Here is a 15701-nt window from a genome sequence, read left to right as displayed (position 1 = left end):
CAGTTTTGGTTGAGCCGTGAAACTGAAATACATTTTTGGCGATATCAATCCCGATGATACTAACTTCCATGATCACATCTCCTCTCGCGCTATATCCTCAACGCTATCTTGGCATAAAGCGATGCCTAGCTGGGAGGGCGTCCACTCCATCGTATATGGCCACCATGAAGAACAATTAGTGAACAATCTATTGGCAGGTTTTCCTCAGTGGAATGTGTTGCTTGTGACCTCATGAACTCATAGCTCCGATGCTGAGCAAAACCGAGAACATTAGATTGCTTAATGTTTGTCTAGCGCGATTTTGAGGAGCCTCCATCAGTGGTGAGGGCCGGATCACGATCCATACTCGTCAGGTTGCTGCGTGATGCTTATTCTTTTCATTGATGCTGCCGCTGGTGATTCGCCAGTTAATTCTTGCCTTCGAGGCTTTAGGAAAGTTTAGTTCTGGTAGGTGATTATTTTTCACTTAGTTCAACAAATATAACCAGTAATAGTTGGCGTGTTGAATATTTAAGTAATTTTAAATAAATGGATTTGATTTTGATTATTTAGTTAAATTTGCATTTAATTATTTAATTGACGGTTCCCACATCAGAAGGTCATCTTCCGCACGCGTAAGTGCGCAAATCATTATTTGGATGATGGATTTTCGATGAATAAGATACTGTCCGCACTGTTGGCATTTGGGCTTATGTCAGCAACACCTTCATCTGCACAAGAGCTGCCGAGTTCCCAAGTGGAAACTTACAAGGACTGGACGCTACGCTGTGTTCCGGTTGAAGGTAAGCAGACCTGCCAGATGATGCAGGAATTATCATCCAAACAATCCGGACAACGAGTATTAGCGTTTGTGATTGATAAGCAAGCTGGTCGAGCTCCAGTGACAGGAACATTAATCTTGCCTTTTGGTCTGGAACTTGATGCCGGGATCAATGCAAAGATTGATGAGCAAACAGCGTTTGAGAGGCTTGCCTTTTCAACGTGCCTGCCTGCTGGGTGTCTTGCTCCAGTTGAGCTGAGCGATGCGCTTACTGAGCAGCTTAAGACTGGTCAGAACCTGACATTAACGCTCAAGTCCATCTCTTCTCAACAACCAGTTTCAATTGAGTTGTCTCTGTCTGGCTTTTCTGCAGCTTTTGCGCGCCTGAACGCTCTTTCTAATCCGTCCTAAGCTTCTCATTGCTGCCATTTGTCTGTTTGTTTTCATGATTTTTCTGCACAAATTTGTTGCACCCTTTATTCTGTCTCTTTGTGTTGCCTCAAATATTGCCCGGGCACAGCCAGTTCCTGATCAGATTTTGAAGGATCAGGAAAACATTATCATACGCGAACAGGAACAGCGCCGCCTTGAACAAGAACGGATACTTGGTGATCATAAGCAGGTCAGTCGGCAAAAATCTCAAAAATTAGAACTGCTATCAGGGCAAGAGAGCGCTTGTTTTGATGTCCAGGAGATCGTGCTGCTTGGTGAACTCAAGGAACCTGTATCAGAACTCAAAAGCGAACTTATCTCTTTTGAAGGAAGGTGCCTTGGCGCAGTTGGTTTGCAGAACGTTCTACGGCAGATCACAAACTATTATATTGCAAAAGGGTTTGTCACATCGCGGGCTTATTTGAAGCCTCAGGATATTTCTGTAGGACGACTGGAAGTTTTGGTTGTCGAAGGTAACGTTGATGAAGTGATCATTTTGGAAGGTGATACTAAACGTTCCAGACCTCAGCAAATTACAGGCAATCGACAGGGACATATCCTTAATATTCGCGACTTTGAGCAAGGGCTCGATCAAATCAACCGTCTGGGCTCCAAAACTGCCAAAATCAGAATTGAGCCAGGGGACGCGATCGGCAGCAGCCGGGTCTATATTGATGTTCAAGACACCTACGCAGCCAATATATCTACTCAGCTCAATAACGAAGGCTCAAAATCAACAGGACGCCATCAACTCTCTGGGTCTGTTACCCTCGAAGACACCTTGGGCTTTTATGAGAGCCTGACAGTCAGTGCGAAGACCACACTGGATTATCTGGATCGCAATGTCTATTCACGCTCGATCAACGGATATGCCTCAATTCCCTGGCATTACCTAACACTGTCTGTGAGCGGTTCCTTCCAGCAATATGCATCAGAGGTAACGTCTGCAGTTCAAAGTTTTGGCTATAACGGAGACAGCTGGGAAGCACGTTTGGGCGCTGATTTTGTTGCCTATCGCGATAAGACCAATCAGTTTCTTTTGAGTGCCGGTCTCACTTTGAAAGAAAGCCGCAACTTCGTTACTGGCAGATACATTGATGCCTCCAGCAAGCGGCTGTCTATTGTCGATGTATCAGGAGCATGGACAGGCCAGGTCTTTCAAGGGGCAGGAAACGTCAAATTATCCTGGCGTCAGGGCATTGATGCGTTTGCCGCGCACGCTGACACTATTTTTAGTGAGAGGACTCCAAGAGGTCAGTTTTCCGAAGTGGAGCTATCTGCGTCCTGGCGCAAGGGCTGGCAAACCCAAAATGGTCCGATAGGGCTATCATTCAAAGGTTTCGCCTCTGCCTCGCCACATACTCTGGTTGCCAGTGAACGGATTGGGCTTGGAGGTCCTGGCAGTGTACGCGGGTTTCGTGATGACAGCCTGTCAGGCGACATTGGCGGGTATCTGCAAACTGAGATGTCATGGTCTCCGGATGTTGCCTCTTTTCCGCAGGTTTTGCAGAAAGTGCTTGGCCGGCCACAGTTGTTTGCAGGTCTTGATGGCGGCCGGATTGCCTTTGATGGACATGATCCCAACGAAGGTGGGGGAATGGCAGGCAGCGTTTTAGGGCTGCGCCTGTCAGGTGGTTTGTTATCCGGCCAACTTGCCTATGAGCGCCCACTTTATCATCCCGAGTTTGTTTCTGCTCCGCAGCGCGGTTTTGTGCGGGCGCAACTACGCCTGAGCGCACAATTTTGATCATTAAGGTTTGTCATGAAGAAGTTTTTGAATTCGTTTTTTTGTGCAGCCTTTCTTACTCAAGGCATTATCCCAGCCTACGCGCAAAGCCTCACACCTGATCCAAATTCCAATACCCCAGGTGTTTTGGAAGCTCCTAATGGCGTGCCAGTGGTCAACATCGTTACGCCCACCAGCTCAGGTCTGTCACACAACAAGTTCCTTGACTTCAATGTGGGCAAAGACGGTCTGATCCTGAATAATTCCACCCAGATGAGCCCGTCAAATCTTGGTGGGATCATCGAGCAAAATCCCAACCTTAAAAACGGAGCGGCCTCCCTCATCTTAAACGAGGTGACCTCCTCAAATCGGTCTTTGTTGCAAGGACCTACCGAGGTTCACGGTCAGGCAGCAGATTATATCCTCGTCAATCCCAACGGCATGAGCTGTAATGGATGCGGATTCATCAACATCCCGCGAGCAACGCTCTCAACCGGTGTGCCACATATTGAAGATGGCAGACTTAAGGAGATTGTTGTTGATCAAGGCTCTGTTACCATCGGCCCCAACGGCCTGAGCGCTCAGGAAACAGACTACTTTGATATTGTTGCACGCAGCATTGAGGTCAATGGACAGATCAATGCAGGCGATTATCTGGGCCTGTTTGCCGGACGAAATACCTATGATCCTGCAACGGGCAACATCACCGCTCGCACTGATGATGGCTCTGACAAACCTAAGTTTGGCATCGATTCCTCGGCTCTAGGCGGCATGTATGCAGGCAAGATCACGCTGGTTGGAACTGAGGACGGTGTCGGCGTACGCGCTCCTGATAGTATTGTCGCTGCCAGTGGTGGCTTTACACTTGATGCATCCGGAAAGATTTCGCTGGGAAGCGTAAATAGTGCTGGTCCCACACGCGTGGTTTCCAGGAAGAATGTGGAGGTGCGTAACAGTTCGGTTGTTTACGCCGCCGATACTCTGGAGTTTAAAGCTGGAGGTGATCTTGTTCTTTCTCCAGAAGCCGTGGTTGCCGCTGCTGGCGATATTACGCTGAACGCCCGTAACATCCTGGCAAATGGCCGGGATATTGCAGCTGGGATTGATCGGGAAGGCAAGGCTCTTGAAGCAAGAGGTAAACTCACACTCACAGCCCGGCAAGACCTACAGCTGGGTGCGAATACTGTTCTTCGTGCCGGAAAAAATGCTTCTTTACAGGCAAAAACCATCAATCAGCAAGGCAGAGTGAGTGCCGAAGGCAAAGCTACTATTACAGCAAAGAGTTACTCTGTCTCAGGAGCAAATAGCAAGCTAAGCGCCGGATCGATCCTGATCAATGCCGCAGATGCAGTCGTTCTTGGTGAGGAGACACAAGGGCTTCTTTCCAAATCCGATCTGGGCATTACTGGTGGGCAGATATCTTTGTTGGCAGATGTTTTTGCAAAAGATACTGTCACTTTGAATTCAAAAGGTACGCTCGTTGTTGGTAAGGCGTTGGAAACAGACGGCAACTTGACTGTTAAGGCTGGGGATGCACGCCTTCTTGAACAAGCATCAGTGCTTGCTAAAGGCACTCTGGACTTGACTTCAGCAGCAGCGCTTTCCATCTTGGGAGCGCTGGAAAGTGCCGGGGCAATGAGCCTTAAAAGTGGCGCTCTGACCATTTCCAGTGGTGCACGGGTTATTGCTAAGGGCAATCTGATCAGCACATCGTCTTCCGTTCAAAATGCAGGCTTGCTTGCTTCTTTGAGTAACCTTTCCCTTACAAGTGATGGGGATGTGAGGCTTGAAGATGGCAGCTATGTTCGCTCTTCAGGACGCGGAACCTTCACAATTGGTGGGGATCTGAGTGTTGGAGCCAAAGCCTTACACCGGACAACCACACTTTATAGCGGCAAAGCCCTTGATCTTAAACTAAACGGCGCACTGATCCTTACAGATGAGCGCGCAGGTATATCAAGTGCTAAGTCGCTGGAGATAGATGCAGCACGCCTTGATGTGGCCGGGCAGATCCTCAGCGCAGACACGCTGGACCTGACCTTGACCAATGCAGGCACCTCCAACCTTGAGGCAACCAGCAGACTGGCAAGCAATAACACCTTGACCGTTCGAGGTTTGAGCCAGGATACTCACCTGATCAACTCCGGAGAGCTTTATGGACAGCAAGGCATAGATGTCAGATTGACTGGTACGCTCACCAACAATACCTCTACCGCGCGCATCCGTTCGGGCGAGACTCTACGCCTTGTCGCACAGACCATTGAAAACACTGGCACGCTTCAGGCCAACGATGAGCTGAAGGTTGAAGCCAGCAATGGCGGCATTACACAAACCAGTTCTGGCCAGATGGTCAGCCTTGCCGGGTCTATTGACTTAGATAGCACAAGTCACACTCAGCTGGCAGGTGTGACACAAGCGGCAACAGGCCTGACTCTGGATGGTCAGGACAGCCTAACCGTCACAGGCAGTCTTGCTGCCCTAGGTGGTGCGGCAACGATCCGTGTGGGTGATGCTCTTGCGCTGACAAATGGAAGTACCATTTCTGCATCTGGTCTTTTAGATGTTCAAGCTGGCAGCATTGATAGTGATGGCGCACTAAACGGTGCGACCACGAGTGTTGAGAGCTTAACTGGCGATACCTTTCTTGGAAACACAGGCACCATTCAGGCTGAACAAGGTGATCTCACCATCACATCTGCAGGCAACTTTGACCATCAGGGCAAAGTGATCTCCTTTGGTAAACTCACGGTAGATGCAGACGGCAGCTACAGACAACACGGAGATCTGACCCAGACAAAAGCCAAAGCTGCTCTTGATATCAGTGCAGCAGATATCTCGTTAGCTGGCGAAGTCACAGGACTGGACAGCGTTACGATCACAGCGGGCGAAGGTAATCTTAACGTGTTCGCCGGCGCAGAATTGTTTGCATCAAAGGACATGTCTTTAACGGCGGCACGAACACTGAACATTACAGCTAACACAAGTCTGTCCAGCATTGAGGCAATGCAGTTGGAAGGTGCGAGCCTTGTCACTTCTGGTGAGATCCAGGTAAATGATGCGATCTCAATTACCACCCGAGAAGGCGGCTTGATCCACTCAGGCACCATAAAAGCGAACTTGAATGGACAGGTCGGGCTCACAGGAGAATATGGTCTGAAGCTCTCGCTCCAGGGTGATCTGGTCAATACGGGAACTTTGACAAGTGGCAGCACCCTCTTTGCTGCTTTTGACAATTACTCAGGAACCGGTTCCCTCAACAGCCTGACAGACATGGAGCTTGAGGCCAAAGGAGATGTCACCGTCGGGTCTGGCGGAGAGATCCTCTCAAAACGTGCCCTTGATCTGAAGGCTTCCGGGCTGAGCGTTTCTGGTTTGCTGGAGAGCTCAGGCGATATGATCCTGGACACCGACGCATTGACGATCAGTAACAACGCGCAGGTGCTTTCTGGAGGAAGCTTCACCGGAACCGTTGCGTCTGCCCAAAGCGCAGGCATTTTAGCTTCACTCTCTGATTTTACTTTATCCAGTTCCGGTAGTGTTGCGCTTTTGGGCGGCAGCTATCTTAAATCTTCTGGTACAGGTCTCATTAAGGTTGGCGGTGATCTGGTTGTTGGAGCCCGATCTCCTGAGCATATCGCCACACTTTACGGGGCTGGCGCGCTGAGTATCACGGCAGATGGCACCGTTCACTTGAGCAATGAGACCGCCTCAATCGCCACCCCGGATACACTGGCCCTCAAAGCTGGAAGGCTTGCCAATGACGGCCAGATCCTGAGCAACGGCAATCTGGAGCTGACATTGACAAAAGCAGGTACGTCCAGCCTTGGTCGCAGCGGTAAAATTGCCAGCAACGATGGGACACTTACACTGCACGGCCTGAGCGCTGGCACTCATCTGGAAAATGCTGGCCAGATCTATGGCGAGCAAGATCTTGACTTACGTCTTAACGGTAAGTTGGAAAATTCAGGCGCGGCCTCTCTCATTCGCTCAAAGGCCAAACTAAATATCAACGCTGATGAGATCGTAACAGCAGGCACGCTGCAGGCTCAAGATGAGCTGATCGTGGAAGCTAAATCTGGCGCTTTTATTCAGAGCAGTTCCGGCCAAATGGTCAGCCTTGCCAGCTTTGTTGACATTGATGCAGCTGACTCGCTCCAGCTGGGAGGTATTACAGAAGCGGCCTCCTACCTCGCACTTGATGCAAGAAAGGATCTTACCGTTTCTGGAAGTGTGGCCTCGTTAGATGGAGGCACCGTTATACGCGCGTCCCAGGTATTCACTCAGGCACAAGGCAGTGTGATCTCAACCACTAAGCAGATGGATGTGGAGGCGGCCAGTCTGGAGGTTGGCGGAACACTGAGCGGGGCGACCACAACCGTTCAAAGCCTGAGTGGTAATATTGCAATTGGTTCAGCCGGCATCATCCAGTCAAAACAAGGCGATCTGACCCTCACCTCTGCTGGGGCTATTGACCACCAGGGCAAGATCATCTCTCTTGGTCAGCTCTCCATCAATGCAGCGCAAGCCTACACGCAGCGTGGTGATCTGGCGCAGACAAGTGCCAGAGCTGCCCTTAATATCAGCGCGGCAAGCGTGTCGATTGCTGGTGAGGTTACAGGTCTGGAAAACGTCAGCTTAAGTGCGGGCGACGGTGCGCTTAATATCCTTAAAGGAGCAGAGCTTTATTCAGCAGGAGACATGAACTTTGTCGCCGCACAAGCTCTTAATATTGCAGATAGCACGCAGCTCTCCAGTGCCAAATCCATTTCTCTTGAGGCTGCTCGTCTCGCATCATCAGGCCTGATGGAGACCAATGATACGATCTCAATTACAGCCCATGAGGGTGGGTTGACAAACTCTGGTATCGTAAAGGCCAACCTGCTCGGGAAGGATGAGCGCAGCGGTAAATATGGCTTAAAACTCTCCTTAAAGGGCGACCTGGTCAATACAGGCACACTTTACAGCGGCAGCTCTGTCTTTGCTGAATTTGACAGCTACTCAGGAAACGGTTCCCTCAACAGCATCGCAGACATGGAGCTTAAGACAGCTGGGGCGATGACCATTGGTTCCGGCGGGCAAGTCATCGCCGAAGGTGATCTGGATCTGAAGGCCGCTGGATTGAATGTTGCTGGCTTGCTTGAGAGCACTGGCGATATGCTCTTGAATGCTGGCACTTTGACAATCAGTGACAACGCACGTGTGTTATCTGACGGCGACTTTACCGGAACGTTCTCCTCGGTTGATAATGCTGGTACTTTGGCATCGCTCTCTGATTTCACCTTAACCACAACGGGGAATGTCACGCTTCAGGACGGTAGTTATTTACAGACGTTGGGCGCAGGCACACTATCGGTTGGCAAGGACCTTTCCATCGGGAAACAGGTAGCTGGGCGTATTGCAACGCTTTATGGGGCTAGCGAGCTGAGTATCACGGCTGATGCCACCGTTCACATGAGCGATGCTACAGCTTCAATCGCTACCCCGGATACACTGGTCCTGAAAGCTGGACAGCTTGACACTAACGGCGAGATCCTGAGCAACGGTAATCTGGATCTGACATTAACCAAAGCAGGTACGTCCAGCCTGGGTGCCAGCGGCAAAATTGCCAGTAACTACGGGATACTTACACTGCGAGGCCTGAGTGATGGTATTCATCTGGAAAATGCAGGCAAGATTTATGGTGAGCAAGGTCTTGACCTGCGTCTTAGCGGCAAGCTGGATAACTCAGGCACCACATCTCTTGTTCGCTCTGATGCCAACCTGAACATTATCGCAGGCGAAATCGCAAACACTGGTGTGCTGCAGGCTCAAAGTGAATTGAACGTGGAGGCTAAAAACAGTGCCTTCACCCAGACCAGCTCCGGCCAGATGGTCAGCTTTGCCAGCTTTGTTGATATAAAAGGCACCAGACGGGTCCAGCTGGGCGGGATCACCCAGGCAGCCACTTACCTCGCACTTGATGCGGATACGGATCTTATCCTCTCAGGCAGCATGGCCACTCAAAGCGGCGATGCGATCATCAATGCATCTGGAAATCTGATTCAGAGCACGGGCAGCGTTGTTTCTGTATCTGGCCTTCTGGACATGAGTGCAGCCAGCATTGAAACAAACGGGACCTTAAGCGGGGATGCCACTGCACTTGAAAGCCTCAGTGGTGATCTGGCCGTTGGTTCTGCGGGTATCATTCAGTCAAAGCAAGGGGATTTGACCCTGACCTCTGCTGGTGACGTTGATCATCAGGGTAAGATCATCTCCCTTGGCGCTCTCACTCTTGATGCAGCAGGCAGCTTCAACCAACACGGAAATCAGGTTCAGACAAAAGCACAGGAAACGCTTGACCTTAGCGCCAGCACTATGTCTTTGGGAGGAGAGCTTAAGGGGCTGCAGGGCGTGGCAATAACAGCCCGTGGTGGGGATCTGAACCTTGTTGCTGATGCTGATTTAAAGTCAGGGCATGATTTGCGTCTTTCTGCTGCCCAGGACCTGACAGTTGCAGGAGCCCTTTTCTCCGAAGGGAAAATGCTACTTGAGGCAAGTAGAAAGCTTGAGGTTAAAACGGCGGGGACGATCACGTCTCTGGCAACGCTGGAACTGGACGGAGACAGTCTTTCAAATGCGGGCCTTCTTGAGGCTAACGATGCGATCACGCTGACAGCTCGTGCAGGCGCTCTTACCAACTCTGGCCGTGTGAAGGCAAACCTTGCTGGAAAAGACAGCCGTACAGGTGAGTATGGGTTCAAACTCGCGCTTCAGGGCGATCTGATCAATACGGGAAGTCTTTATAGTGGCAGTTCCCTCCTTGCAGAATTTGATGATTATTCGGGAGCCGGTTCTCTTATCAGCATTGCTGATATGACCCTTGATGCTGATGGCGCTGTGGTGATTGCGACTGGTGGGCAGGTTCTTTCTCAAGGAAGTTTGGATCTGACAACTGATCTGCTGAGCGTGTCTGGTTCGCTTGAGAGCGCAAAAGACATGATCCTTGAGGGCGAGGCTCTGACCATCAGCGCAGGTGGCAAGATTGTTTCAGATCAGCTCTTCTCTGCAACCCTTACCAAGGACGTAAGTGTTAAAAGCGCAGCAGAAATTTACGCAGATACGCTCACACTCGATGCCAGATCTCTCTCCAACACCGGCAAAATCAGCGCTGGTAGCGCCTTAAGCCTTAGAGCAAGCAACACGCTCACCAACGGACCAACAGCAAAGATCTTGTCCAATGGTACGGTAAGCCTTCAAGCCAAAACTCTTAACAATGACGGCACGATCAATTCCTCAAGTAGCACAACTGTCACACTCAGGAATACCGCTGATGCGTCACTGACCAACGCTGCTTCTGCGCGGCTGGAAAGCCTGGGCGAACTTACAATTTCTGGACGGACCGTTGTCAACAACGGTCTTTTCTCTGGAGGTACCGGATTTACCTTCACCACAACCGGCGATGTCTCCATTGAAGAAAATGCTGTTTGGCAAAGCAGGTCAGGCACACTCTCCCTTAATGCCGACAATATTCACAATGAAGGGGCTCTGGTCAGTGGTCAGGATTTAGAGCTGCACAGCACCACGCTCGACAATGACGGTGGGCTCATTCTTGCCAAGAGAAACCTGACCATTGAAGGCCAGAGTGTCGGCACACGCAGCACCCAGCTTCTCAACCATAATGGTGGTGGAATTGAGTCTCTTGAGGGTGACATCACCTTGCGCACCCAAGACCTGCAAAACCTCACGAAGGTCGAAAAAACACTCAAAACATATGAGTACGCAAATAATTATATCTATCGTTCGTACCCGCCTGAATGGATAAACGACAATCGATCTTTTTATAGAAATTCTGGAGCGGCTTCAAATTACACTCTTGGTAATTTATTCGATAGGCAAGGTGGTACCGGTTACGTGTTTCTTCCAGATATCGTGCAAATCGAGCGAATTCTGGAAGATAAGGGCGCACGTCCAGAAGATTGGAATCCTGACTGGTGGAAAGAATATGCCCCTAAGAATAAAAATGAGTTTGATCCCTACAAAGATCACCTTGAGCGCTGGAATGTTCTCTCTCCTGATGAAGAACATAGGGTTCCGACGGGCGGGCAGGCGATTGTCTACATTGAACAAGAAGAGATTGAGTATAAAACGTCTGCTGCAAAAATTTTCGCTGGAGCTGGCAATATCACGATTGATGCAGGGTCAATCCTCAACGAGAATAGTCAAATAAATGCAGCTGTTGATCTGTCAATTAGCGGTGGAAGCCTTGAAAACAAGGGCGTTTCAGCATCAAGAACATATGGTGTAAAGCTCAGCTATAACTCCCGAAGAGAGCACAGGGGTTTTGGCTGGCTCGGCTATATTCAAAAATCCGATCAGAAAACGGTTGAAACTTCTACCGTTGCCGCAGCTCCCGGCATTATCCATGCAGGTGGTACGCTGAGCGGCAATCTTTCCGGCACGCTGACCAATACGGCTGCAGATGACGTTACAACCTCTAACTTAAATCTGGAAAGTTCTTCAGGCATTGCAACCGGCTCAGGCGCACAAGGCATCACGCAGCAAGGCAAACTTGGCTCGCAGACCGCTGGGTTGGTTGGCACGGAGGAGGCAGATGCCGATGAGGCTTCTGAAAACTCCGACGGCTTCATATTCGCCAATAGCGGGGAACAGCCAGAGACGCAAGGTGTCACAAAACAAGGCGAACTTAATGCAGATGGTCAGGTTGATGCTGAAAAAGCAGATACTGATGAGGCTTCGCAAAATTCAGGCAGTTATACTTTAGCCAACAACACTCAGATCCTGCAGACAAATGCGAGTAATCTCACCAAAGGAACCAACCTTGATGGCTCAACAATCAGTGCACCCACACCTTTGATACCTGGCCTGGGTTCCATTGATGATCTTGAATTTGGTGACCTTGATCTGGATGACCCTGACACCCTCAATCCGCGAGAGACCTCTGGCCAGGACTTTCTGCGCGCCCTCGGTCTAACATCCAATCCGCAGTTGTTTGCTCCTGCACAGGAAGATAAAACCTATCTGATTGAGACACGCTTTGAGTTTGTTGATCAATCCAGCTTCTTTGGTTTGCCTTATTTTGCTGAAAAGCTTGGCATTCAAAGCCTGGATCACTACGGACAGTCATTGGGCGATCCGTATTTTGATACTCGCTTAATCTCCGATCAGGTCATTGCTGCAACTGGTGATCGCTGGATCGCAGACGGAGTTGGATCAGATGCAGATCAGGTCCGCGAGCTCATGCATAATGCGGCTGAGCAAAGCGAAACCCTAGACCTGGCCTATGGTGTATCCCTGTCAGATGATCAAGTCGCACAGCTGACACAAGACATTGTCTGGTACGAAAAAACCGTTATCGCAGGTCATGAAGTTCTGGTGCCTCGCCTTTATCTTGCCGATGCGAAGAACCGGCGGAATACGGATGGGGCAATCATTGTTGCCGGCAATGTGAACCTCAGTGCTGGTGAGGTCATCAACACGCGCGGGAAGATCTCAGGCAAAAAAGACGTCCTGATCGCCGCCCAAGGCACACTGACCAACAGTTCTGGCACAATCTCCGGTGAAACTGTCGAACTGGCCGCCAATGAGATTGTTGTTGAGACCCTCACCACAACCACCGGCAACGGTCAGGACCGTGTTGGCACCATTGTGCAGGAAATCGGTTCGGTCTCAGCGAAAAACTCTTTGATCCTGAAGAGCACCGGCGACACGCTGATCGCTGGCGGGGATCTGTCCAGTGGTGGGACACTGGAAGTGGGCACCGGCGGCAATCTCAAAGTCACGGGTGTCGAAGCCAAGTCTCACTTTGATTTTGAGACCAAAGGTAATGGTGTTCACCGTGTTGGTGTTGAGGATAAAACCCGGTATGTGACCTCTTCCATTCAAGTGGCAGATGATCTGAAGCTGAAGTCAGAAAAAGACATCACGCTTGAAGGCGCTTTGATTGCCAGTGATGGCACCGCCTCCATAGAGGCTAATGGTGATGTCACCATCTCCGCGCTGGAAGAAAGCACGTATAGCTTCAGCAACTCAAAACATAAGGGTTTTCTGTCCGGCAAAACCCGTCGCCGGGAGACGTTCAGCACCGAACAGGTGGGAACGGTGGCCGCAACTGTCGATGATCTGGACATCAAATCAAACAGCGGTTCAGTCGACATCACTGCTTCTGCGATTTCCAGTGAGGCAGATGTCACTTTGGAAGCAGCCAAAGACGTCAATCTGAACACGGCAGAAAACACGTTCCAGGAAGATGTGCTGAAGAAAAGCCATGGCTTCTTTGCAGAGGTTGGCGGGGGAAGCGCAACAGTTGGCTACAAATCACAAAAGCACAAGTTCAACACAGATGTGACTACCAACGTGGTGTCCTCTGTCTCCGGTGAGAACATCGCCATTAAGGCTGGTGAAGATGTGAACTCCACAGCTGCGGTCCTTAATGCTGACAATGACCTGAGTGTGACAGCTGGAGGCGATATCAACCTTGAGGCTGTCAACGACAATTATGAACACTCCGAGAGTCACCGGGTTGATACAGTTGCTCTGAGTGTCAGTGTTTTTGAAAACGTCTCTGGTGCTGTGAAAACACTGGTGGAGACCCCAAAGGCTGCAACAGCAGGCAAGGGGAATGTCGGATATCAGGCGATCACTGCCGTTTCTGCTGGATTGAAAGCAGCAGAAGCGGCAAACACTCTCGTCGATATAGCGCAAAATGGCGGTACGGTTGCCGGGATCACCAATAGCCTGACTGTTTCCAGTGAAAAGAGCAGATCGCACGAGGAAAGCTCTGCTGCGAAAGTCTCTGTGCTCAATGCTGGCAATGATCTGACACTGATAGCTGGCGAGGACATCACCAGTAAAGGCGCTCAAATTGATGTGGGCGGCGATGCAGCCCTTGATGCGGGCGGCGAGATCACCCTTGGCGCTGCCGACAACACCATGGCAAGTTCCGGCAAGAACTCGTCTAAATCCGCAGGGATCTCGGTCACAGCAGGGATCAGCCGGAAAGGTGACATATCTGTCAGTGCTGGGGTCAATGCCAGCATTCAAAACGGCAAGCACGAAAGCGAGCAGACTTATAAAACCAACAGCAAACTGAATGTTGCAGGCAATCTGGACCTGACGTCCGGTGCCGATACCACGCTTAAAGGTGCACAAGTCACCGCCAAGACAGCTGATCTGGATGTGGGCGGCAATCTGAACATTGAGAGCATTCAGGATACTGGTAGCAACTCATCAAGCTCTGCAGGCGTTTCCGGTGGGATTTCCTACAACTTCACATCAGGTAGTCTCTCCGGCAACCTCAGCGTGAACGGCAGCAAGGGCAAAGGTTCCAGGGCCTGGGTCACCGAGCAGACCGGTATTGTCACGGAAGAAACCCTTGAGATTGATGTGGCTGGCAATACGGACCTCACAGGCGGACTGATTGCGTCAGATACGGACGACCTGACCCTTTCCACCGGCACACTCACCTTCAGCGATATTGATGATCACGACAAGCAGTCCAACATTGGCGGCTCTGTTGGCGTCAACTTCACGGTGCCGGGGGCGAAGGATACGGACAAGAAGCCGGATACCAAACCTAATGGTCAACCGGCAGAGGATTCCTCAGATAAGGCCGACAGCCAGGAAACTAAAACAGACCCATCCTATGGTGGGCAGTTTGAGGGTAGCTACGCCAACCGGGACAAACGCCAGATCACCCGCGCCACGGTCGGCGAAGGTGAGGTTATCATCCGAGATGAAGACAAACAGCAGGAGCTGGAGGACAGCGGTGAGACCGAGAGCGTCGACGAACTCAACCGCGACGTAGACCTCGCTCAGGAGATCACAAAGGACGAGGAAGAATACGTCGGCGTCTATGTATCAGATACTGCGGTAAAGGCAGCAATCGAAGCGGGGGAAAAACTATCTGATTTTGCACAAAAGCAAATTGAGGCGTTCGCAGAAGAAGAAATCTTTACTCCAGATGAACAGCAAGTAGCAAAAGAGGTTGCTCCTTATCTAGATAACCCTGAAATCCAAAAGCAAATTCTTCTTTGCGGATCTGCTCCGACACAATCGAGTTGGAATATATGGGATCTACTCATTTCGTCTGCGCATGCACAAGCCGTTATGCGAGCCTGTGCTATCGGCGGTGTTGCAGGTATGCCAGTTACGCGTATCCCACCTAAGGTTGCCGAGGGTTACGCAGACATGCTGAGCAAATGGCTAATCGAAAAAAGCCCGGTTACCTTAATCGCTTTGGGGTTAGCTGTAGTCCTGTCAGATGGGAGAATTGTGCTTACATCTGAGAATGAAGAGGATCGGGGCATTGGTGATAACGGAGGTCCAGATTGGAATGATGACGAATTAGAAGACAATAACCAGCCGAATCCCAACGATGAAGACCCGAATCCGGTTGTAATTCCTCCTTTTAATACGCCTGATACTCAAAATAACGCTGACGGTCTGAGATTGAAAACAGAACTTGCATTAAAAGATGCGAATGTAATAAGTCAAAATGGTGAGCTTACAAACCAAGCCATCCAAAACTCGCAGGAATTAGACATTGGAGGCAATGGAATAAAGAATCCTAAGATTATTGCTGAGTTAACCAAAAATGGTTCCTCTATCGCAAACTGGGGTAAGTTTGCTACTCAAAGTGTGAGTGGTCCCAACGGATCCCGAATACGTGTGCATTTCTACATGAACAGAGTAACTGGGCGAATTGATTATTCGACGAAGGATTTCAAAGTTAAGAACCCTGTTCCTGTGTTTCCAAAGTAAGTTCGAAACTTGAAAAGTGAGTTC

The 15701-nt window shown here is 50.2% G+C and carries 3 protein-coding genes; all 3 read left to right on the top strand.

Annotated elements, in window-relative coordinates; translation table 11 throughout:
* Nucleotides 1–652: 652 nt before the first annotated feature.
* Genes PsAD5_RS07790 through PsAD5_RS07780 form a run of 3 tightly spaced genes read left to right on the top strand, consistent with a single transcriptional unit; the run spans nucleotide 653 to nucleotide 15677 of the window.
* Complete coding sequence (locus PsAD5_RS07790; RefSeq protein WP_063287235.1) at nucleotides 653–1171, top strand: invasion associated locus B family protein; 519 nt, start codon at nucleotides 653–655, stop codon at nucleotides 1169–1171.
* Nucleotides 1172–1205: 34 nt separating this feature from the next.
* On the top strand, nucleotides 1206–2939 hold the full coding sequence (locus tag PsAD5_RS07785) for a ShlB/FhaC/HecB family hemolysin secretion/activation protein (protein ID WP_063287236.1): 1734 nt from the start codon (nucleotides 1206–1208) through the stop codon (nucleotides 2937–2939).
* A gap of 27 nt (nucleotides 2940–2966) precedes the next feature.
* A complete protein-coding gene (locus PsAD5_RS07780; protein WP_193778141.1) occupies nucleotides 2967–15677 on the top strand; it encodes a two-partner secretion domain-containing protein in 12711 nt (4236 codons plus the stop codon).
* Nucleotides 15678–15701 lie beyond the last annotated feature (24 nt).

This window comes from Pseudovibrio sp. Ad5, from assembly GCF_001623095.1.
Taxonomy (GTDB): Bacteria; Pseudomonadota; Alphaproteobacteria; order Rhizobiales; family Stappiaceae; genus Pseudovibrio.
Note: the sequence above shows the minus strand (reverse complement) of the source record. Positions and strands in the feature narration are given on the sequence as shown.